The 21,906-nt window shown below is 63.8% G+C and carries 13 protein-coding genes, 1 tRNA gene and 1 pseudogene; 9 read left to right on the forward strand and 6 right to left on the reverse strand.

Features of this window, described 5'->3' with window-relative positions; genetic code table 11:
* Nucleotides 1–205: 205 nt before the first annotated feature.
* Nucleotides 206–391 (forward strand): hypothetical protein, encoded by a 186-nt coding sequence (locus tag SO140_RS03620; protein WP_449381790.1) that lies wholly within the window; start codon nt 206–208, stop codon nt 389–391.
* A 146-nt stretch (nt 392–537) separates the two neighbouring features.
* On the opposite strand, the gene SO140_RS03625 is transcribed toward SO140_RS03620, so the two are convergent.
* Nucleotides 538–614: transfer RNA gene (locus SO140_RS03625), tRNA-Arg, on the reverse strand.
* Nucleotides 615–983: 369 nt separating this feature from the next.
* On the opposite strand from SO140_RS03625, the pseudogene SO140_RS03630 reads away from it, so the two are divergent.
* The 6 genes and pseudogenes from SO140_RS03630 to SO140_RS03655 all read left to right on the forward strand — a co-directional run bounded on the left by SO140_RS03630 (nt 984) and on the right by SO140_RS03655 (nt 12,173).
* Nucleotides 984–6,189: pseudogene (locus SO140_RS03630) on the forward strand (alpha-2-macroglobulin family protein).
* A 111-nt stretch (nt 6,190–6,300) separates the two neighbouring features.
* Entirely contained in the window at nt 6,301–8,409 is a 2,109-nt protein-coding gene (gene pbpC / locus SO140_RS03635; RefSeq protein WP_449381020.1) for a penicillin-binding protein 1C, read from the forward strand.
* Nucleotides 8,410–8,459: 50 nt separating this feature from the next.
* Nucleotides 8,460–10,202, forward strand: coding sequence for an ArnT family glycosyltransferase (locus SO140_RS03640; RefSeq protein WP_498540413.1), 1,743 nt, complete (start codon nt 8,460–8,462; stop codon nt 10,200–10,202).
* Nucleotide 10,203: 1 nt separating this feature from the next.
* Nucleotides 10,204–11,043: a phosphatase PAP2 family protein gene (locus SO140_RS03645; protein ID WP_498542358.1), complete on the forward strand. Its 840-nt coding sequence runs from the start codon at nt 10,204–10,206 to the stop codon at nt 11,041–11,043.
* A 63-nt stretch (nt 11,044–11,106) separates the two neighbouring features.
* The gene (locus SO140_RS03650; protein WP_449381021.1) at nt 11,107–11,838 is read left to right on the forward strand and encodes a glycosyltransferase family 2 protein; all 732 of its coding nucleotides are present in this window, start codon (nt 11,107–11,109) and stop codon (nt 11,836–11,838) included.
* A complete protein-coding gene (locus SO140_RS03655; protein WP_449381022.1) occupies nt 11,835–12,173 on the forward strand; it encodes a lipid-A-disaccharide synthase N-terminal domain-containing protein in 339 nt (112 codons plus the stop codon). Before SO140_RS03650 ends, SO140_RS03655 begins: the two co-directional genes overlap by 4 nt.
* Before the next feature lie 274 nt (nt 12,174–12,447).
* On the opposite strand, the gene SO140_RS03660 is transcribed toward SO140_RS03655, so the two are convergent.
* From SO140_RS03660 to SO140_RS03675, 4 genes are all read right to left on the reverse strand, one after another.
* Nucleotides 12,448–13,731, reverse strand: a complete 1,284-nt coding sequence (locus SO140_RS03660; RefSeq protein WP_498542359.1) for an MFS transporter — start codon at nt 13,729–13,731, stop codon at nt 12,448–12,450.
* Nucleotides 13,638–14,801: a hypothetical protein gene (locus tag SO140_RS03665; RefSeq protein WP_498542360.1), complete on the reverse strand. Its 1,164-nt coding sequence runs from the start codon at nt 14,799–14,801 to the stop codon at nt 13,638–13,640. The genes SO140_RS03660 and SO140_RS03665 overlap by 94 nt, the downstream gene beginning before the upstream one ends.
* A gap of 37 nt (nt 14,802–14,838) precedes the next feature.
* Nucleotides 14,839–16,101, reverse strand: coding sequence for a diaminobutyrate--2-oxoglutarate transaminase (gene ectB, locus SO140_RS03670; RefSeq protein ID WP_498542361.1), 1,263 nt, complete (start codon nt 16,099–16,101; stop codon nt 14,839–14,841).
* A gap of 81 nt (nt 16,102–16,182) precedes the next feature.
* Complete coding sequence (locus SO140_RS03675) at nt 16,183–17,487, reverse strand: SidA/IucD/PvdA family monooxygenase (RefSeq protein WP_498542362.1); 1,305 nt, start codon at nt 17,485–17,487, stop codon at nt 16,183–16,185.
* Nucleotides 17,488–17,971: 484 nt separating this feature from the next.
* Here SO140_RS03675 and SO140_RS03680 point away from each other — a divergent pair, with 484 nt between their 5' ends.
* Nucleotides 17,972–18,877, forward strand: coding sequence for a LysR substrate-binding domain-containing protein (locus SO140_RS03680; protein ID WP_498542363.1), 906 nt, complete (start codon nt 17,972–17,974; stop codon nt 18,875–18,877).
* 414 nt (nt 18,878–19,291) lie between these two features.
* Here the strand turns inward: SO140_RS03680 and metC are convergent, their stop codons facing one another.
* The gene (gene metC, locus SO140_RS03685) at nt 19,292–20,485 is read right to left on the reverse strand and encodes a cystathionine beta-lyase (RefSeq protein ID WP_449381027.1); all 1,194 of its coding nucleotides are present in this window, start codon (nt 20,483–20,485) and stop codon (nt 19,292–19,294) included.
* Between the two features lie 387 nt (nt 20,486–20,872).
* Between metC and SO140_RS03690 the strand changes: the two genes are divergently transcribed.
* Complete coding sequence (locus SO140_RS03690; protein WP_449381028.1) at nt 20,873–21,889, forward strand: amino acid ABC transporter substrate-binding protein; 1,017 nt, start codon at nt 20,873–20,875, stop codon at nt 21,887–21,889.
* Nucleotides 21,890–21,906: the final 17 nt, after the last annotated feature.

Here is a 21,906-nt window from a genome sequence, read left to right on the forward strand (position 1 = left end):
GCCAGCCACCACCCCAGCCTCCGTGCCAGCCACCACCCCAGCGAACTTGTACCGTATTCTCAGTCGATTTCGCTAATCCGGAAAGGGACGACAGCGGTGCAGCAGAAGCGGGCGCGCTGACCAACGATATCGTGCCGGCGACAAAGAGCGCGGCTGCTGTCTTGACGATGCTCATGGATCACCTCCACTCGTAAAAGACAAAGGCGTGACCAACAACCCTGCAAAACGCCCCGGGTTCCTTATGGTCGTTGCCAGTCACAAGCCTGCTGCCCCTGCCGATGGACTTCTGCTTCTCGTGGGTGTGGAGAAATGGCGTTCGAAAGATACGCCATCGAATATAGCGCTGACCGATCTCGTCTTTCGTGTCGGCGGCAGCGCCACCGAGCAGTGAACGCGAATTCGCGGGTTGCGCTCGCGTTGCGCGGAGCGGTTTGTAATGTCCCGTAGCGCGTGGAATTTGCTGCAAGCGTGAAGTGGGGCGCCACGTATCGGTTCGAAGAGCGACGCCAATACGCCTGCCTGTCGATTTGCGGAAAATGGCGATCCCGGCAGGGCTCGAACCTGCAACCCGCGGAGTAGAAATCCGCTACTCTATCCAGTTGAGCTACGGGACCGTCTGGACGGCCCCGGGGATGGGGCCCGGCGACGTCTTTAGCACGCCAAATATGAAAAATCCGCGCGTCCGCCAAGCCCGGATCGAACCGTTTTCCTCAGCCGAGCGACAAAGCGAAGCGATGGACGTTTATTGTCCCGGGTCTGCGACAGCGACGCTTGAGATGTTGCGCCCGCGTCCGGGACGGGTCCACCGGCTAATTTTGTCCGGTGCTGCCACAGGCTGAGGCGGCGCCAGGGGCGGCACTTGGATTTGCTTGCCAATGGCGCATGCGACGTTCTGCTATTCTGGTTCCATCGCCTTGAGTCTGTCACCTTTCCGCGCATTTCATCGCCTACGCGGCGCTCGTCCGCGCTCCCGGGAGTCCATCATGATCGGTTTGATTCGCGCCGTCACAATCTGCGCAGCGCTGGCGCTCGGCCTGGTATCGGCGCAGGCCGCCGACAAGGCGTTCAAGCGCGACGATCTCGCGGATGCCGCGATCAAGCTGGAAGCCCAGATCAAGAGCGAGGCCGGGCCGGTCGCCAAGACCAACGCGACCCTGCGCACCGACGCGGATGCCGCCTTCAGGCGCAACGACGGCCGCAGCGGCCTTTCGATCCTCGGCCAGATCGCCGCCACCACGCCGGAGGATGCCGGCAACTGGCTGCGCATTGCCCGTGTCATCTTCCAGATCACCCCGAAGAGCTCGAGCGAGCAGACTTTCCTGCTCGAGCGCGCCTCGACCGCCGCCTACATCGCCTACATGCGCGCCGGCAATCCGGGCGAGGAGGCTGACGCGCTCGCGATGCTCGGCAGGTCGCTCGCCGAGCGGCATTTGTTCCGGCCGGCGCTGGATGCGCTGCGGCTGTCGCTCGACATGCGGGAGGTCGCCGACGTCCGCGGCCAATATGAGAAGCTGCGGGACGAGCATGGCTTCCGGCTGCTCGACTACACCGTCGATTCCGACTCGGCGGGCCCGCGCGCCTGCTTCCAGTTCTCCGAGGAGCTTGCCAAGCGCACCGACTTCGCGCCGTTCCTGGCGCTCGCGGGGCAGGACAAGCCGGCGCTGTCGGCCGAGGGTAAGCAGCTCTGCGTCGACGGCCTGAAGCACGGCGAGCGCTACAACATCAACCTGCGCGCCGGTCTGCCTTCAACCGTGAAGGAGGGGCTGCCGAAATCGGCCGAGTTCAACATCTATGTGCGCGACCGCAAGCCGTTCGTGCGCTTCACCAGCCGTGCCTACGTGCTGCCGCGCACCGGCCAGCGCGGCATTCCCGTGGTCAGCGTCAATACGCCGGCGGTCAACATCAACGTGTTCCGGATCGGCGACCGCAACCTGATCAACACGGTTGTCGACAGCGACTTTCAGAAGACGCTGTCGCGTTACCAGCTCTCCGATCTCGGTGGCGAGCGCGGCGTGAAGGTGTGGTCCGGCGAACTCGCGACCGCGACGACGCTGAACCAGGACGTCACCACCGCATTCCCGGTCGACCAGGCACTCGGCGATCTCCAGCCCGGCGTGTACGTGATGACGGCCGCGGCCAAGGGGCCGGGCAGCGACGACGATTCCCAGCTCGCGACGCAATGGTTCATCGTTTCGGATCTCGGCGTCACCGCCTATTCCGGCAACGACGGCATCCACGTCTTCGTCAACTCGCTGGCGTCGACCGATCCGGTCGGCAAGGCCGAGGTGAGGCTGGTTGCCCGCAACAACGAAATTCTGGCGACTCGCAAAACGGACGATGCCGGCCATGTGCTGTTCGAGGCAGGGCTGGCGCGCGGCGAGGGCGGGCTGTCGCCGGCGCTGCTCACGGTCAGCGGCGAGAAGACCGACTATGCCTTCCTGAGCCTGAAGACCAGCGCCTTCGATCTCACCGACCGCGGTGTTGCGGGACGCGCGGTGCCGGCCGGCGCCGACGCCTTCGTCTATGCCGAGCGCGGCGTCTATCGCTCCAACGAGACCGTGTATCTCACGGCGCTCCTGCGCGACGGGCAGGGCAATGCCGTCACTGGCGGGCCGCTGACGCTGGTGATCGAGCGTCCCGACGGCGTCGAATTCCGCCGCGCCGTGCTGTCGGACCAGGGGGCCGGCGGCCGCACGCTCTCCTTGCCGCTCAACTCGGCGGTGCCGACCGGCACTTGGCGGGTGCGCGCCTTCACCGATCCGAAGGGCTCGTCGGTCGGCGAGACCACCTTCATGGTCGAGGATTACGTCCCGGACAGAATCGAGTTCGATCTCACGTCCAAGGACAAGCTGATCAAGGCCAATGCTCCGGTCGAACTGAAGGTCGACGGCCATTTCCTCTATGGCGCGCCGGCCTCGGGCCTCCAGCTCGAAGGCGACATGCTGGTTGCGCCCGCCGACGAGCGGCCGGGCTTCGCCGGCTACCAGTTCGGCGTCGCCGACGAGGAGACCACCAGCAACGAGCGCACGCCGCTGGAGAATTTGCCGGAGGCCGACGCCAATGGCGTAGCGACTTTCCCGGTCACGTTGGACAAGCAGCCGTCATCGACGCGGCCGCAGGAGGCGCAGATCTTCGTCCGCATGGCGGAGACGGGCGGCCGCGCCGTCGAGCGCAAGATCGTGCTGCCGGTCGCACCCGCGGCCGCGATGCTCGGCGTCAAGCCGCTGTTCGGCGACAGGAACGTTGCCGAAGGCGACAAGGCCGAGTTCGACGTGGTGTTCGTCTCGCCTGAGGGCAAGACGCATCTCCGCGACGGCCTGCGCTACGAGCTCCTGAAGATGGAGTCGCGCTACCAGTGGTATCGCCAGAACAATTATTGGGAGTACGAGCCGGTCAAGTCGACCTCGCGCGTCGCTGACGGCGATCTCACCATTGCCGCCGACAAGCCGTCGCGCATTTCGCTCAACCCGCAGCCCGGCCGCTACCGGCTGGACGTGAAGTCTACCGATGCGGATGGTCCGGTGACGTCGGTGCAGTTCGATGTCGGCTGGTATTCGGACGGCAGCGCCGACACGCCCGACCTTTTGGAAACCTCGATCGACAAGCCGCAATACGCCTCCGGCGACACCATGACGGTGTCGGTGAACGTGCGTAGCGCCGGCAAGCTCACCATCAACGTGCTCGGTGACCGCCTGCTGACCACGCAGACCGTCGACGTCAAGGAAGGCACCGCGCAGGTGAAGATCCCCGTCGGCAACGACTGGGGCACCGGCGCCTATGTCGTGGCGACGCTCCGCCGGCCCCTCGATGCGGCGGCCCAGCGCATGCCGGGCCGGGCGATTGGTCTCAAATGGTTCGGCATCGACAAGCAGACGCGCACGCTCGCCGTGAAGCTGACGCCGCCGGCACCGATCCGGCCGAATGCGGCGCTGAAAATCCCGGTGAAGCTCGACGGACTCAATCCGGGCGAGGACGCCAAGATCGTCATCGCGGCAGTCGATGTCGGCATTCTCAACCTTACCAACTACAAGCCGCCGGCGCCGGATGATTATTATCTCGGCCAGCGCCGCCTGACCGCCGAGATCCGCGATCTCTATGGCCAGCTTATCGACGGCATGTCGGGCACGCGCGGCCAGATTAAGTCCGGCGGCGACGCGGGTGCTGCCGAGCTCCAGGGCTCGCCGCCCACACAAAAGCCGCTCGCGCTCTATTCCGGCATCCTCACGGTTGCCGCGGACGGCACCGCGGAGGTGAGCTTCGACATTCCTGAGTTCGCCGGCACCGCGCGCGTCATGGCGGTGGCGTGGACCGCCACCAAGCTTGGCCGCGCCAATACCGACGTCGTGATCCGCGATCCCGTGGTGCTGACGGCGACGCTGCCGCGCTTCCTGCTCAATGGCGACCACGGCACGGTCAATCTCGAGATCGACAATGTCGAGGGGCAGGCCGGCGACTACACGATCAATGTGAAGACCGCTGGCCCGGTCAAGATGACCGGCAATCCCGCGACCACGGTCAGGCTCGCCGCCAAGCAGCGCAACTCGTTCTCGCTTGCGCTCGATGCAACCGCGGCGGGGCAGGCGACGCTCGATGTCGACATCAAGGGGCCGAACGGGCTTGCGCTCGCGCGGCACTATGCGCTCGACGTCAAGGCGGCGACGCAGGTGCTGGCGCGCCGCTCGATCCGCACGCTGGCGAAGGGCGAGAGCCTGACGCTGACCTCGGACATGTTCTCCGACCTCGTGCCGGGTACCGGCAGCGTCTCGGTCTCGGCGAGCCTGTCGACCGCGCTCGACGCCGCGACGATCCTCAAGGCGCTCGATCGCTATCCCTATGGCTGCTCGGAGCAGATCACGAGCCGCGCCATGCCGCTGCTTTACGTCAACGAGCTCGCGGCCGGTGCGCATCTTGCCATGGACACCGAGGTCGACCAGCGCATCCGCGATGCAATCGAGCGGCTGCTGGCCCGCCAGGGCTCGAACGGCTCGTTCGGCCTGTGGTCAGCAGGCGGCGACGACGCCTGGCTCGATGCCTATGTGACTGACTTCCTCAGCCGCGCCCCGTGAAAAAGGCTTTGTGGTGCCGGACGTGCTGTTCAAGAACGCGCTCGACCGCATCCGCAACTCGGTGGTGAATGCCAACGAGCCGGAGAAGGACGGCGGCCGTGATCTCGCCTACGGCCTCTACGTGCTCGCGCGCAACGGCGCAGCTCCGATCGGCGATCTCCGCTATCTCGCCGATACCAAGCTGAACAATCTGGCGACGCCGATTGCGAAATCGCAGCTTGCGGCAGCGCTCGCTCTGGTCGGTGACCGCAACCGTGCGGAGCGGGTCTACGGCGCAGCGCTCGACTCGCTCGCGCCAAAGCCCGTGCTGGAGTTCGGCCGCAGTGATTACGGCTCGCAGCTCCGCGATGCCGCAGCATTGGTTTCGCTCGCCGGCGAAGGCAACGCGCCGAAGGCGACGTTGACGCAAGCGGTGTCGCGGGTCGAGACCGCACGCGGACTGACACCCTACACCTCGACACAGGAGAATGCGTGGCTGGTGCTGGCGGCGCGGGCGCTGGCGAAGGAAAGCCTGTCGCTCGATGTCGATGGCCAGGGCGTCAAGACCGCGCTGTACCGCAGCTACAAGGCGGCGACGCTGGAGGGCAAGCCGCTGAAGATCACCAACACGGGTGATGCTCCGATACAGGCCGTGGTCTCGGTGTCGGGTTCGCCGGTTACGCCGGAGCCAGCCGCTTCGGCCGGGTTCAAGATCGAGCGCAACTACTTCACGCTCGACGGCAAGCCCGCCGACATCAGCAAGGTCAAGCAGAACGATCGCTTCGCCGTGGTGTTGAAGATCACCGAGGCCAAGCCTGAGTACGGTCACATCATGGTGTCCGACTATCTGCCGGCGGGCCTCGAGATCGACAATCCAAAGCTGGTGTCGTCGGGCGACAGCGGCACGCTGGACTGGATCGAGGACGGAGTGGAGCCCGAGGATACCGAGTTCCGCGACGACCGCTTCACCGCCGCAGTCGACCGGGCCTCGGACGCCAAGTCGGTCTTTACCGTCGCCTATGTCGTGCGCGCGGTCTCGCCCGGCAAATACGTGCTGCCGCAGGCCTATGTCGAGGACATGTACAATCCCTCGCGCTACGGCCGGACGGGGACGGGGTCGGTCGAGGTGCGAGCGGCGAAGTGAGATGGGCTCGAACCTGAGCTAGTTCGTATGAGCGAAGCCGCGCAACAAACTCCATCGTCATGCCCTGGCTTGACCCGGGCATCCACGGCCACGCGTGCGGTGGGTGACGACGTGGATGGCCGGGTCAAGCCCGGCCATGACGGCGCGAGGGGAGGCGTCGCACGTATCCTCTCGATAGCCGCGTTTGCGCTTGTCGTTGCAATCGGTGCATTCGTGGCCTGGGTGTATTCCCTCGGCCCGCTGCCGCTCGACGAGGCGCGCGCAGTTTCCACCACCATCGTCGATCGCAACGGCAAGCTCCTGCGCGCCTACGCCATGGCCGACGGGCGCTGGCGGTTGCCGGCCGAGACCAAAGCGAACGTCGATCCGACTTACGTGAAGCTGCTGCTCGCCTATGAGGACCAGCGCTTCTACGCGCATGACGGCGTCGATCCGCTCGCACTGGGGCGCGCCGCGATCCAGCTTGCGACGCGCGGTCATATCGTCTCGGGCGGATCGACCATCACGATGCAGCTCGCTCGGCTGATGGAGCCGCGGCGGCAGCGCTCGCTCCACGCAAAGCTGCGGCAGATCGTGCGCGCGATCGAGCTGGAGCGCAGCCTGAGCAAGGACCAGATCCTCGATCTCTACCTTACACTCGCGCCCTATGGCGGCAATCTCGAGGGTATTCGTGCCGCATCCATCGCCTATCTCGGCAAGGAGCCGAAGCGGCTGTCGCTCGCGGAAGCCGCGCTTCTGGTCGCGTTGCCGCAATCGCCGGAAACACGCCGGCTCGATCGCTATCCCGAGGCGGCGCGCAAGGCGCGCGACCGCGTGCTGGACCGCATGGTCGAGGAGCATCAGATCAGCGCCGATGACGCCAAGCAAGCGAAGGCCGTACCCGTGCCGAAGCTGCGCAAGCCGATGCCGATCCTGGCGCCGCATGCGTCCGATACAGCGCTTTCAACCGTCAAGGACGCGCCGGTCATCAAGCTGACGCTGGACGCCAATCTCCAGAAGGTGCTGGAGCCGCTCGCACGCGACCGCGCCATCGCGTTGGGTCCGAACATTTCGGTCGGCATCATCGTCGTCGACAATGAGAGCGGCGACGTGCTGGCACGCGTCGGCTCCGCCGATTATTTCGACGAGAGCCGGGCAGGGCAGGTCGACATGACCCGCGCATTGCGCTCGCCGGGCTCGACGCTGAAGCCGTTCATCTATGGCCTCGCGTTCGAGGACGGCTTCGTCCATCCCGACAGCCTGATCGACGATCGCCCGGTCCGCTTCGGCTCCTACGCGCCGGAAAATTTCGACATGACTTTCCAGGGCACTGTGCCGGTGAAGAAGGCGCTGCAGATGTCGCTGAACGTACCGGCGATCGTGCTGCTCGACCGGGTCGGCTCCAGCCGCATGGCCTCGCGGCTGCGGCAGGCCGGCGGCAATCTGGTGCTCCCCAAGGACGAAGCGCCGGGTCTAGCCATGGGCCTCGGCGGTGTCGGCGTCACGCTCCAGGATCTTGCGCAGCTCTATGCGGGCCTCGCCAGGCTCGGAACCACGCGCCCGCTGCGCGAAATCATGACCGACAGGGACGTGCGCGAGCCATTGCGGCTGCTTGACCAGGTCGCGGCCTGGCAGGTCGGCAACGTGCTTCTCGGTACGCCGCCACCCGAAAACGCCGCCCACAACCGCATCGCCTTCAAGACCGGGACCTCCTACGGCTATCGTGATGCCTGGTCGGTCGGCTTCGATGGCCGCATGACCATCGCCGTCTGGGTCGGCCGTCCCGACGGCGCGCCGGTTCCCGGTCTGATCGGCCGCGCGGCAGCAGCGCCCATCCTGTTCGATGCCTTCGCCCGGAGCGGAAAGTTGCCGGTCCCGCTGCCCAAGCCGCCGAAGGGAACCCTCCTCGTCAGTAACGCCAAGCTGCCGTTGCCTCTGCGGCGGTTCCGTCCTGTAGGGGAACTCGTGCGCGCTGGCGGCGAGCAGGCTCCCCACATCCAGTTTCCCCTGAATGGTTCCCGGATCGACGTCGACCGCTCGGCCGGCAGCGAGGCTGCCACCATGCCCGTGAAGGTCGCCGGCGGCGTTCTGCCCATGACGATACTGGTCAACGGCACCGCGCTCGGCGAGATCGACGGACGGCGCCAGAGGCTGATCGATCCGCCCGGCCCGGGCTTTGCGCGGCTGACCGTGATCGACGCCACGGGCGCCGCCGACACAGTCGTCATTCGAATTCAATGAGCCCGGCTTAAGCGGTTGTAGGGGCGGTGGTTTCAGCGTATGCGGAACCAATGGTCGAGACCTTTGCCCGCCCCCGTTTCGGAGAGCCCCGCGAGCCGAAAACCCCCGTAAATCCGGGCAACCGGTTCGTGCGCGTGATCGATGCCGTCACCGGCAGCCACGCCCGCGCAATCGGCTTCCTGGTGCTGTGCGCGCTGCTTCTGCTCTTGCCCGGCTTCTTCACGATTCCGCCGGTCGATCGCGACGAGGCGCGCTTTGCGCAGGCGACCAAGCAGATGGTCGAGACCGGCGATTACGTCGACATCCGCTTCCAGGACGACGTCCGCTACAAGAAGCCGGTCGGCATCTACTGGCTGCAGGCAGCCGCCGTTCATACCGCGTCCGCGCTCGGCCTGCCGCGCGCCCAATTGCGCATCTGGGTCTACCGCGTGCCGTCGCTGGTCGGCGCGATCGGTGCGGTGCTGATGACCTATTGGACCGCGCTCGGCTTCGTCACGCGCCGCGCCGCCGTGCTTGCGGCGCTGGTCATGTGCGCGTCCGTGCTGCTCGGCGTCGAGGCGCGGCTTGCCAAGACCGATGCGGTGCTGCTCTTCACCGTGGTTGCGGCCATGGGCGCGATGGCACGGGTTTACCTCGCCTGGCAGCGCGGCGAGGACGAGGCGCATCCGCCGTGGAGCTATCCCGCGATCTTCTGGACCGCAATCGCCGCCGGCATCCTGATCAAGGGGCCGCTGATCCTGATGTTCGCCGCGCTCACCATCATCGTGCTGGCGATCCAGGACCGCGACGCGTCCTGGCTGTGGCGGCTGCGCCCGCTCTGGGGCCTGATGTGGGTGCTGGTGCTGGTGCTGCCCTGGTTCATCGCGATCTTCTGGCGTGCAGGCGATGCCTTCTTCGCCGATTCCGTCGGCGGCGACATGCTGAGCAAGCTTGGCGCCCAGGAATCCCATGGCGCGCCGCCCGGACTCTATCTGGTCCTGTTCTGGATCACCTTCTGGCCGGGCGCGCCGCTCGCGGCGATGGCGGCGCCGGCGGTGTGGCGGGCCCGGCGCGAGCCGGGTGCACAATATCTGCTGGCGTGGCTGATCCCGTCCTGGATCGTGTTCGAAGCGGTGCTGACCAAGCTGCCGCACTACGTGCTGCCGCTCTATCCGGCGATCGCGATCCTCACGGCCGGGGCCGTGGAGCGGCGCGTGCTGTCGCGCTCCTGGCTGATGCGCGGCTCGGCCTGGTGGTTCGCCATCCCGGCGCTCGGCTCGATCATGGCGGTCGTCGGTGCGGTCATGCTGACGCGCCAGCCGGCTTTCGCGGCATGGCCCTTCATCGCGGCGTCGCTGATCTTCGGCCTGTTCGCCTGGTGGCTCTACGACAACAACCGCGCCGAACGCTCGCTACTCAATGCACTGGTTGCGGCGCTGATGCTGGCGGTCGTGGTCTGGGGCCTGGTCCTGCCGTCGCTGACGCCGCTGTTTCCGAGCGTCGAGATCGCGCGCGAATTGCGCAACGTGCGCTGCGTCGGCCCGAAGGCGGCCTCTGCCGGCTATCACGAGCCGAGCCTCGTCTTCCTAACGGGAACGTCGACCCTCCTGACCGATGGCTCGGGTGCTGCCGACTTCCTCAAGCAGGGCAACTGCCGCTTTGCGTTCGTCGAGCAGCGTTCCGAGCGCAGCTTCGTCCAGCGTGCCGAGGCGATCGGGCTTCGTTACCGCGTTGGCTCGCGCATCGACGGCTACAACTTCTCGCAGGGGCGCGCGATCTCGATTGCGATCTTCCGTTCGGAAGGGTCCGAGTAAGATGTCCGCCGACGTCGCACATCGCCCGAGCTACGGCGCGCAATTGCTGACGGTCTCGGGCCGCGCACTGGCACAACTCGTCCGTGCTCCCTCGCATTCGCGGCGCGCCGAAGCGGCGCGCCGGCTGGCGCTGCATTCACTCTGGCTGAGTGCGGCCGGCGCGGCCCTGATCATCGCGCTGATGGTCGTGTTCGACATGAGCGAGATCCAGATGATGCCGGCGCGCGGCACGCCCGGCCTGTGGCCGATCAAGATCCTCACCGATTTCGGCAAGGACGAGTATGTGCTGACGGCGCTCGCCGCCGCACTCGTGACTGTGGCACTGATTGCGGCCGGCCGGCACGGCACCTCGCGTGCGCTGCTGCTCGGCTTCGGCACGCGGTTGCAATTCATCTTCTTTTCCGTGCTCTTCTCGGTGCTGGTCGTCGAGGTCCTGAAATACGTCATTGGCCGCGGCCGGCCCTTCGTCGGCGGCAAGGCGAACGCGTTCAATTTCATTCCCTTCAGTGGAACGGAAGCCCATGCCAGCCTGCCTTCCGGCCATGCGGTGACCGCGTTCGCATTGGCCTTTGCCGTCAGCGCAGTGTGGCCGCGCCTGCGCGTGTTCATGTTCACCTATGCCATCGTCATCTTGCTGACGCGGCTGGTCCTGCTGGCCCATCATCCGAGCGACGTCGTGGCCGGCGCTCTGGTCGGCATCGTCGGCACCATGGCGGTACGCTACTGGTTTGCGGCACGCCGGCTCGGCTTTGCCATCAGCAGCGACGGGGTGATCGTGGCGCTTCCAGGGCCGGTATTCGCACGCCTCAAAAGGGTTGCCCGCGGGGCATCCGCCCCATAAAAGCGGCTGCCTGCTGACCGGACCGGTTCCCGCCGCGGGCCCATTCCAACCACGAGCATCGATTTGTCGTTCCAGCCCTCGGTTTCCATCGTCGTCCCCGTGCGCAATGAGGCGGACAACATCGCGCCTCTGATCGAGGAGATCGGCGCTGCGCTCGATGGCCGCTGGGCCTATGAGATCGTCTACGTCAATGACGGCTCGACCGATGCGACCGGCGAGCGGCTGTCGGCCATCATGAAGCAGCGGGGCAATCTGCGTCAGCTCCGCCATGCCAGGTCAACCGGACAGTCGGCGGCCGTACGCAGCGGTGTACGAGCGGCACGTGGGGCGATCGTGGCCACGCTCGATGGCGACGGCCAGAACAATCCGGCCTTCCTGCCGGACCTGATCGCAGCGGTCGAGAAAAGCGATCGCATCGGCCTCGTCGCCGGCCAGCGGGTCGGGCGCAAGGACACCGGCTTCAAGAAGTTGCAGTCGCGCATCGCCAACGGCGTGCGCGGCACGATCCTGAAGGACGGCACGCGCGACACCGGATGCGGCCTGAAGGTCTTCCGCCGCGAGGTGTTTCTGATGCTGCCCTATTTCGACGGGCTGCATCGCTTCCTGCCTGCGCTGGTGCGCCGCGAGGGTTTCGAGATCGCCTATGTCGACGTGATCGACCGGCCGCGCCGCGCAGGCGTATCAAACTACGGCTTCTTCGACCGGCTATGGATCGGGATCATGGATCTCGCCGGCGTGTGGTGGTTGATCCGGCGCAAGAAGCCGACGCCAGAAGTCAGCGAGGTGAAGGCATGATCATCCAATACGGCCAGGCGCTGAGCAACTATCTCTACGACGTCTTCGTCGCCAAGTTCGACTTCTGGCTCGCATTCGGCCTGGTCGCGCAGCTCTTCTTCACGGCGCGCTTTCTCGTGCAATGGATCGCGAGCGAGCGTGCCGGAAACAGCGTGGTGCCGATGGCCTTCTGGTTCTGCTCCATGGGCGGCGGGCTGATGACGCTGGTTTATGGCGTCGTGAAGCGCGAGCCGGTCATCATCCTCGGACAGGCGCTGGCGACCATCATCTACGTCCGCAACATCATGCTGATCTGGAAGAACCGCGGCAGCGCCTCGAAGACGCTGGATCGCTGATCCCTGTCCGGGCCAGGGCTTTTGGCCCGTCCGACCAAAATGTCGAAAACAACCCCATGCAAAGTAAGACTGGCGATCGCCGGTCCTAAACGCCAGGCATCCGGTAGATAAGGCGTATCGAACAAATTGGAGTTGACGCAGAGCCGGGCAGGGCGGCCGCCTCCGCCTCGTTTCTGCGGTAGGGCCCGCCCTCGCGCAGGCGATCGAGATGCCGCTGCTCTCGGGCGCATGGATAGACTCATTTCAGCGAGCAGCGATTTCCGCCGTGGCACTTTTATGGGTTGAGCGCCTTCTGGTGCCTGGCTTTCCGGCGCTTGATCACGTCAGGATAGAGCGAGCACAGCGTCACGACCACAATCGCAAAGCTGGCCGCCGCGCCGCCCTGCTTGTCGATCAGATATCCAAAGAGAGGCGCAACGAGCGAAAATGATCCATCTCCCGCCATGGATGCGACAGACATCGCCGTAGCGCGGCTGTCTGATGATTCAGCATACCGGTTGATCAGTATGCGCATGATCGGATCGGAGATGCCTTGGGCGACCGCGTGGAGCGCAAGCCCTATGGAGACGATGACGATGCCAACCTTGCCTTCGGATGCAAAGGAGAGGCTCATGATGGCGAAGGCGGCCACGATCAGCGCGGTTTGCGTATGCAGCAGGCCGAAGACGCGACAGATGCGCTCGACGAAGAACGAGGCGACGAGCGAAATGAACAGGAGTGCCGTGAAGCATGTGCCGATCCATTCCAACGGCAGATGGTGCAAATCCGAGAAGGGCTGAAACGCCCAGAAACCGGCCTTTACGCCGATCGTGATAATCGCGAATTGCAGCAGGACCCGCCGATATTCGGCGTTGCGTCGGACCAGCGCGACCGCGGACACGACAACGGTCTTAAGCGCCGTGCTTCTGCGGCCACCTTCCTTGAGGAACAGGGCTGCTACGGGCGCGGAAATGAAGATTGCGATGGACGTGAGAATGAATGTGCTGCCCATCGTGTACCAGGTTGCGAAGACCGACCCGAAGGCCGAAGCAACACCGCGCGCGATGTTCCGCATGCCCCATCCGATGGACTCGACCCGCTCATATTCTTCGGTCTTTGCAAGGGCCTTATACTCGTCGTACACAAGAGCGGAGTCGGTGCCGGACGCCATCGACATCGAGAGGCCCAGGCCAGCCTCGAAGAGCATCATCTGCCAGTACTGATCGCAAAGTCCGAGACCAAGATAGCAGGATGCGGCCACCAGCGAGCCAAGGACCAGCGTGAGCTTCCGGCCGATACTGTCTGCAAAGACACCGCACGGCACTTCGAAACCAGCTTTGGCGATATAGTAGAAGCTCTCCAATGAGAGAGCCGTTGCGAGTGAGAAGCCCAGGCTCTGGAAGTACAAGACGCTAAAGGCCACGTGAAAGTAGCTGTTGCGCGAGAACCGGAAGACGATGAAGGCTAACCCGAACGGCTCTACCCTCATTGAGCGGCCCTTCCGAGCATTCGAATACCCGTCGCATAGATGGAGGCCCAGGTCGGCAGGTCCGGCACGACGGTCTGAGATCTCAGCCATCCGAAACACGAGTTCGCGGCATAAAGGTAGAACCTGACACGCCAGTTTCCGCGCAGCGCAGCAGCCGGCAGCATCTGTGCAACACTTTCTTCCGCCGCCTCGATCCCGGCCTCCGTCGAGGCGAAGTAGCGGTCGTCCAGGTCCATGACAAGCTGGGAGCCGGAGAGTGACAGCGCGTAAACGGGGGCGGCGCTTTTGCTTTCCTTCTTGATGAGGATCGGCGAAAGGCCAGCTATGCTGTGCAGCACGTTGGCGGCATCGTAAAGCGGCGATCCATGGAAAGCCACGTGCGGTGCCTTTCCTTCCCAGCTCGCCCTCGGATCTATGAGTAGGAAGCCCTCGTGTTGCTGCGAGGGGATAATATTCCGCAATTGTAAATCGCCGTGAATGAAGGAGGACGGAGCCGCATCGTCTGTCATGCGGCTCACGGCCGTATCCAGCATCGTGAGCGGCGCAGCGAAGGTACGTCCGTTGATGATCACGCGGCTCGCGACGATGTCCGAAAGAGGGGGAAGGCCCACAATCCGCCCGGCATTGATGCGCATGGCCTCGTTGTCGGTCAGGAGTGCGGTGGTCCGTCCCGTGAGGTGATACTGATCGAGCCGCCAGGCCTCCGGCGTCAGTGTCTCCGAATAGATCGGGGCCATGCAGTTTGCAAAGCGATTGAGGGTACGTTCCCATCCTTCGACCAGTTCGCCCACACCATCGTAGAGATCATGTTCGATCGTCACGTCTTTGCCAGCTTCCATGGCGAACCACCCGACAGATCGTTCGACGGATCGGCAATACACCGCGGGAAAATCGATATGCGGTGCACTGCTCATGAATTTCCGGGCGGCTTCGAAGAAGTCCGTCTCCTCGCGCATTACATCGCTTGCGCCGATCTTGATGACGACCGACGGCTCTGCGCTAACGTAGAACAAGGCGAGGGAGCCCGTTCCACTCGTCAGCCGACGAAAAGTAGTCGCAAAGCCGCGGTTTCTCACCGATCCATTGGCCATGCATGAGTCCAGCGCTTGCTGGACCCACATGGTCATATCGGGGGGAGAAGCATGAAGGTGGCTGTTCATGGGAGGACTCTTTTAGTTACGCGTCGGGGCCAGCAGCTCACGCGGCGACGGCCGGGACTGCGCCGATCGCTTCCAGCGCGTCGAGGGCTGATGCGAGGGATTCGAGCTCGATCGTCAGCGGCGGCAGGAATTTCAGGACCTCATCGTTGGGCCCGCAGGTCTCCGCGATGACGCCACGACGATAGAGTCCCCGCGAGAGGTTCTGGGCGATGGCTGCGTCCGTGAAGGCGAGACCAGTGAAGAGCCCGCGCCCCCTGATCGAAGCCACGCCTGGTGGAAAGAGGGGGACGATTTTTTCGAGTCTGCTTCGGAGGAAGGCGGCCTTGCGGGCGATCCCGGTCGCGAAGCTGTCGTCGGTCCAATAGGCGTGGATCGCCGCCGTTGCGCCGACAAAGCCGAGATTGTTACCGCGGAACGTGCCATTGTGTTCGCCCGGTGCCCATTTATCGAGTTCGGGTTTGAGAAGGACGACCGCGAGCGGCGTCCCAAATCCACTGAGCGATTTGGACAGGGTTACGATGTCCGGCACGACGCCGGACTCCTCGAAGCTGAAGAATGTTCCGGTGCGCCCGCATCCGGCCTGAATATCGTTCACGATCAGGAGGGCTCCGACCTCCTTGGCGAGTTCGCTGATCTTCCGCAGCCATTCCGGCCGGCAATGCGAAAGACCGCCCTCTCCCTGAACGGTCTCCACGATGAAGGCGGCCGGTGCGTCCACGCCGCCGCCCTTGCACTGGCTGAGTTGTGAAGCCAGCGCCGCGGTGTCGATGTCCGTCCCCAAATAGCCGTCGTATGGCAGGAAGGTCGTATTTCCGAGCGGAACACCCGCACCGGCTCGCTTCGCCGGGTTTGCCGTTGCGGCCAACGCTCCGAGCGACATGCCATGATAGCCGTTCGTGAAGGCTACGACGTTGCGACGGCCCGTCACCTTCCGTGCGAGCTTCAGGGCAGCTTCGACCGCATTGGTGCCGGTGGGCCCAGGAAATTGTACCTTGTACCGGAGTCCCCGCGGAGCGAGGATCACCCGTTCAAAGGCCTCGAGGAAGCGTCCCTTCGCTTCGGTGTGCAAGTCGAGCGAATGCACGATTCCGCCGTCGCGAAGATACTGGATGACCGGCTCAACAATGGCCGGATTGTTGTGGCCGTAGTTCAGCGTTCCTGCCCCGGCGAGCAGGTCGATATATCTGTGGCCGGATCGATCCTCCAGCATGGCGCCCGTCGCCTTGCTGAACACCGTCGGGAAGTGCCGGCAATAGGATCGAACATTCGATTCCAGCTTCTCGAAGATCTCGGTGGTCATGCGTCCCCCTGAAAGACGTTGCTTAAGGTTCGTTTGGTGTCGCGAGCTGGTCGTCTCGCGCGTGCTGACGTTCGATGAGTCTCACTCGGCTGCTTGCTGGGCTTCGAGCAGATAGCCGCTGAGGGCGTCGTAGATGGTGCTCGATCGCATCGACAGCAGGCTGAAGGATCCCGCATCGCCAAAGCCGTGCGTCGACTCGCAAAGACCGTTCACGAACAGGGGCGGCAGGTCGTGGCGCCCAACCCCTTCAATTCGGAAATCACGGGCGACGTGAAGGGATCCGTCTTCGCGACGGCGCGCCTGTTCCGCTACCTCCCGCAAGAGGGGGTGGAAGAGTTCTCGTCCTTCACTCGCACCGAAATTCTTGTAACCGGTCGCGAGGATCACTCCGTCCACCGGCAGCGTGGTGAGGCCGCCCTGATTGCGCTCGCGTACCAAGAGCGTAATCGGCGCGGCATCACTGCGTGTTTCGGTGACTTCGCTGAAGGGATGCGTATGAATTCGAATCCGTCCGCTCACCTTCTGTTCGTAAAGCTTCAGATAGAGCGAGGAGATGACGTCGTGATCCGCCGATCCGTAATTGCTGCGCCATAGATCGACGCTTAGCGACCGTTGCACGCCCTCGGGCGCCGCATGGAAATAATCGACAAAGTCCGGGAAGTAGATGTGCTCGGTGAAGGGGCTTGTATCCTTCAGCTTGACGCCCTGTCCGCGCCAGATCAGGTGAAGCTGAACGTCCGGGTAGCGACCAAGCAGGTCGAGGGCGATCTCGATAGCGCTTTGGCTGGCGCCAACGATCGCAAGGCTCCTTGGGGCCGCCTCGAGTCCGATAGCATTGAGACCAAAGAGGTACTGGGAGGCATGAAAGATACGCTTATCGTTCACCTCGGCGAAGACGGGCGGCACCAAGGGCGATCGACCGGGCGCAAATGCGATCGTTCGAGCCAGGCGCGTTCTGCCATCGGCCGATCGGATTTGATAGAGATCGGCACCAAGCGACCGATCCACCTGGATCGATACAATTTCCTCGCCGTAGGAGACGACCTCGGCAAATTGCTCTGCGACCCAGCGGACATAGCCCGCGTACTCCGTGCGCGGCGGGAACGGCTGGTCGAGATTGAGGAAATCGAACAAGCGTCCGACGGACTCCAGATAGCTCAGGAAACCGTATCGGCTGCGTGGATTTCTGGGAGTGGCGAAATCCCGAAGCGGATTGTGCTGGATGTCGCTTCCCTCGAGAAGCATTCCCGGCTGCCAATTGGGCTCAAGAGATCGCTCGAGAAAAAGAACATTCCCTCGGAAATGCGCCTCCTTCATCATCACCGCCAGAGCGATGTTTGCGGGACCAAAGCCGATCCCAATGCAATCGTAGATATCGCGCATCATTGCCAGTGCACCTCAGCGGTTTGCGGACACAATCGATGAAAGTCTGTTCGTGGAAATCGCGCGGCGAGGGGCGGCTCACCTGTCCGGACGGCCGCCGGATCGTTTCATGCGCGATACCGGCCGGCCGCGGAGATGTTCGCTTGACCACGCGTGCGCCGCGCAGCTCGAACCGGGAGATACTTCTCTCAAGGCTGATCGCGGCGAAGGATCATTCTTCCAATGACGCTGCCCGGAAATCGCCAGTTCTCCGTTCGGGCTGAAGCGAGCCTTACGGCTCGGCCTGAAAGCGGCCGTATGAATTCCGTCGACGGCGTAGCGTCCATCGTCGAAAGATTGCGCGTAGCCCATCCGATGCCCCATCGCCTTGGTCTTCAAAATCTTCGGGAGCCACTGATTGGTCCGCACTGATCTTGCGTGACACTTTTGTGAATTAGTTGCGCCGAGGCAATTGACAATTTCTAATACACATTAGAAAAGCCAGCGCATGACCTTCGCGAACCTTCCACCCCTCAATGCCTTGCGCTATTTCGAAGCTGCGGCCCGCAGGAGGAGCTTCACGTCGGCGGCCGAAGAACTGCACATCACCCAGAGCGCGGTGAGCCAGCAGATCAGAAACCTGGAAAGTTTCATCGGAGCCGCTCTTTTCAAGCGCGGCACTGCGACGGTCGTATTGACCGACATCGGCAAGAAATATTTTGAAACTGTCAGCAAGGCGCTTGAGCGTATTGATACGGCGACGTCCAAAGCGAAGACAACGCAGCGAAGCAAGAAGATCGAGCAAATCTGCCTTAGCGTGTCGCCGTCATTCACGCATCTATGGCTCGTCAAGCGTCTCTATAAATTCCACCAGGACGTGAAAGACATCCAGTTGGCCCTGAATGTCACGCGGCACTACGTGGATTTCGAAGTCGAGAACGTGGATATGGCCATCCGTCACGGCGATGGTGAATGGCCCGGCCTTCATGCCGATCTTCTGATGAAGGACCGCATGGTGGCGGTCTGCAGTCCACGGCTCCTTCAGAAGCAGCGGGTGCCGAAGAGTCTGCCGGAGATTGCCAACTATCCCATCATCGAGGATCCCGTCTATCGGTACTGGGCCCGCTATGCCCGCCAAGTCGGCCATCAACTCGATCTGACCGACGCCGTCCAATACGATGACAGCGGGGTCATCGTCGAAGCCGCCATCAACGAGCAAGGTATCACGATGGCGCGTGCATCGCTCGCTTCCGCGGCTCTTGCGCGCGGCCAGCTCGTCAAGCTGTTCGACGCCGATTTTTCCGACGCACTCGGATATTACATCGTTTTTCCATCTGCCCATAAGATTCGTCGAAGCGTGACGCGTGTGAGCAAATGGTTGCGACTGGAAGCTTCGCGTGAGCGCACCATCTAGTTCCTTCCAGGTCGGACCCGCCTGAGCGCGTTAGCTATCTCGGATATCTTGCTAGCGCGGCAGAGCGGACGCCGCGCCAGAGACGAACAGGGCAGCCGCCTCGGCCTAGTTCCTGGGTAGGGCTCGCCGGCTACATCGAGCACGGGATGGGCCACCGAGCAGATATGCGAGTGAATGCAGCGCAAGTCGTGCAGGCGATCGAGATGCCGCTCGGCGTCGGCGAGTTAGGTGTTACGCGGCCTGGACATTTCCACCAGCAGTTTGCGCGCCTCGTTGGCATCGCCCGACATGAGCACATCGAAGGCGATGCACAGCGAGTCCATAGTCCGCTGGTAGAAGGTTGCCAACTGCAACGCGCCCGCATCACCCCTTTGTTGCGGTGCGTTTGTTAGGCGGGATGCCCAATTTCGAAGCTCAAATTGCCGCGTTGAAGGCAGCAAAGCCGCGATCGAGATCAGCCTTGAGGTCCTCGACGCTCTCGAGCCCGATATGCAGACGCAGCGTCGGACCGCCCGGGGCCCACTTCGTTGCCGTGCGATAACTGTCGCAGTCGAAGGGGATGGCGAGGCTCTCGAAGCCGCCCCAGGAATAGCCCATTCCGAACAGCTTGAGGCTATCGAGCATGGCATCGACTGCCTTCTGCGGCGCGGGCTTCAAGATGACGCTGAACAGGCCGGAGGCGCCGGTGAAGTCGCGCTTCCAGATCGCGTGGCCCGGATCTGTCTCGAGCGCGGGATGGAGCACGCGCGCAACCTCCGGCCGCGTGGCGAGCCAGCGCGCCACGTCGAGCCCCGAGCGATAGTGCTGTGCCAGCCGCACCGACAGCGTGCGCATGCCGCGCAGCGCGAGGAAAACGTCGTCGGGCCCCGCGCAGACGCCGAGCAGGCGGATGGCCTCGGTCACGAGCGGCCACGCCTTGGCATTTGCGGAGATGGTGCCGAACATGATGTCGGAATGGCCGCCGATATATTTGGTCGCGGCCTGCATGCTGATGTCGACGCCCTGGTCGAGCGAGCGATGATAGAGCGGCGTCGCCCAGGTGTTGTCGTCGATGACGAGCGCGTCGCGGGCGTGCGCGACCTCGGCGACCGCGCGAATGTCCGGCATCTCGAAGGACTGCGAGCCCGGCGCTTCCACCAGCACCGCGCGCGTATTGGGCTTGAACAGGGCTTCGATGCCTGCACCGATCAGCGGATCGAAATAGGTGGTCTCGATGGCGTAGCGCGCGAGCAGGCCGTTGCAGAAATTGCGCGTGGGCCGATAGACGTTGTCGCAGACGAGCAGGTGATCGCCCGCCTTCAGCACCGCGAGCAGGGTGGTGGTGATCGCAGCCAGGCCCGACGGCGCGATGCCGACGCCGGCGCAGTTCGGTCCCTCCAGCGCCATCAGCGTCTCCTGGAGCGCCTTGGTGGTGGGAGTGCCGTGGCGGCCATACTGGAACTCGCCGCGATGGGCGTGCAGGTCCTCGGCCGTCGGGTAGAGCACGGTCGAACCGTGCACGACCGGCGGATTGACAAAACCCTTCTGCGCCTTGGTGTCGCGGCCGGAGGTCACCAGCCGGGTGTCGGGATGTTGCGAGAAGGGCTTCGCGCCCGCAGAAGAATCCATGCGTGTGCTTTCAAAACTGGGATTGTCGGCGCGGAAAGTCCCCGCGCGGGACGGCGGATCGACCGCAACTGGTAATAACAGATCACAGAAGAGTCCCGTCAACCCCTTGACCCGGCTCGCCAGTCGTTCTGTGATGCGCAGGTGCTATTCTGTCGCCGCATGTTGAGGGGCTTGCCGCGACCTTCGATCCACCGCCCGAGGGACCATGCCTGACAGCCTGGCGTCCAACGGTTTCCGGCAGGGGATCAACGGGGTTGGCCCACAGCTTGCACGATGTTCAGCGAAAGACGTTCAGCGAAGGATGTTCAACGAACGTTCCCATACGCCATTGGATTAGAGACGACCGCACGTCGCCCCCAACACGATGCCCTTGAAAGGCTTCAGCCCATGAAACGCGTAACTCTGGTTCTCACCCTTGCTCTCGCCGCCGGCCTGTCCGCCCCGGCCGCCCAAGCGCAAACGCTCAAGACCATCAAGGACAGGGGCATGCTGTCCTGCGGCGTCAGCCAGGGCCTGCCGGGCTTCTCGTCGCCGGACGACAAGGGCAACTGGACCGGGCTCGACGTCGACCTCTGCCGCGCGGTCGCGGCGGCCGTCTTCAACGATCCGACGAAAGTCAAATACGTGCCGACGTCCGCCAAGGACCGTTTCACCGCGCTGCAATCCGGCGAGATCGATCTGCTCTCGCGCAACACCACCTGGACGATCTCGCGCGATACCTCGCTCGGCGCCAATTTCGCCGGCGTGAACTACTATGACGGCCAGGGCTTCATGGTGAAGAAGTCGCTCAAGGTGAATTCGGCGCTGGAACTCAACAGCGCCTCGGTCTGCGTCCAGACCGGTACGACCACCGAGCAAAATCTCGCCGACTACTTCAAGGCCAACAACATGAAGTACGAGGTGATCGCGTTCGCCACCAACGACGAGACGGTCAAGGCCTATGAATCCGGCCGCTGCGACGTCTTCACCACCGACCAGTCTGGCCTCTACGCCAACCGCCTGAAGCTTGCCAATCCCAACGACCACATGGTGCTCCCGGAAATCATCTCCAAGGAGCCGCTCGGTCCGATGGTGCGCCACGGTGACGACCAGTGGTTCGACATCGTCAAATGGACCCTGTTCGCGATGGTCACGGCCGAAGAGCTTGGCATCACCTCCAAGAACGTCGACGAGAAGGCGAAGTCGGACAATCCCGAACTGAAGCGCGTCCTCGGCACCGACGGCAATTTCGGCGAACAGCTCGGCCTGACCAAGGACTGGGTGGTCCGGATCGTGAAACAGGTCGGCAATTACGGCGAGGTGTTCGACCGCAACGTCGGCACCGGCTCACCGCTCGGTATTGCCCGCGGCCTCAACAGCCTTTGGAACAAGGGCGGTCTCCAGTACGCTCCGCCGATCCGCTGATTGCCAAGCCCACGGCT

This window comes from Bradyrhizobium sp. UFLA05-108, from assembly GCF_059803455.1.

What these genes read in the sequence shown, in the direction of transcription:
- SO140_RS03640 (WP_498540413.1), top strand. Translation starts at nt 8,460, where the DNA reads ATGGTCGAGACCTTTGCCCGCCCCCGTTTCGGAGAGCCCCGCGAGCCG.
- SO140_RS03645 (WP_498542358.1), top strand. Translation starts at nt 10,204, where the DNA reads ATGTCCGCCGACGTCGCACATCGCCCGAGCTACGGCGCGCAATTGCTG.
- SO140_RS03655 (WP_449381022.1), top strand. Translation starts at nt 11,835, where the DNA reads ATGATCATCCAATACGGCCAGGCGCTGAGCAACTATCTCTACGACGTC.
- SO140_RS03660 (WP_498542359.1), bottom strand. Translation starts at nt 13,731, where the DNA reads ATGGCTGAGATCTCAGACCGTCGTGCCGGACCTGCCGACCTGGGCCTC.
- SO140_RS03665 (WP_498542360.1), bottom strand. Translation starts at nt 14,801, where the DNA reads ATGAACAGCCACCTTCATGCTTCTCCCCCCGATATGACCATGTGGGTC.
- ectB (WP_498542361.1), bottom strand. Translation starts at nt 16,101, where the DNA reads ATGACCACCGAGATCTTCGAGAAGCTGGAATCGAATGTTCGATCCTAT.
- SO140_RS03675 (WP_498542362.1), bottom strand. Translation starts at nt 17,487, where the DNA reads ATGATGCGCGATATCTACGATTGCATTGGGATCGGCTTTGGTCCCGCA.
- SO140_RS03680 (WP_498542363.1), top strand. Translation starts at nt 17,972, where the DNA reads ATGACCTTCGCGAACCTTCCACCCCTCAATGCCTTGCGCTATTTCGAA.
- metC (WP_449381027.1), bottom strand. Translation starts at nt 20,485, where the DNA reads ATGGATTCTTCTGCGGGCGCGAAGCCCTTCTCGCAACATCCCGACACC.
- SO140_RS03690 (WP_449381028.1), top strand. Translation starts at nt 20,873, where the DNA reads ATGAAACGCGTAACTCTGGTTCTCACCCTTGCTCTCGCCGCCGGCCTG.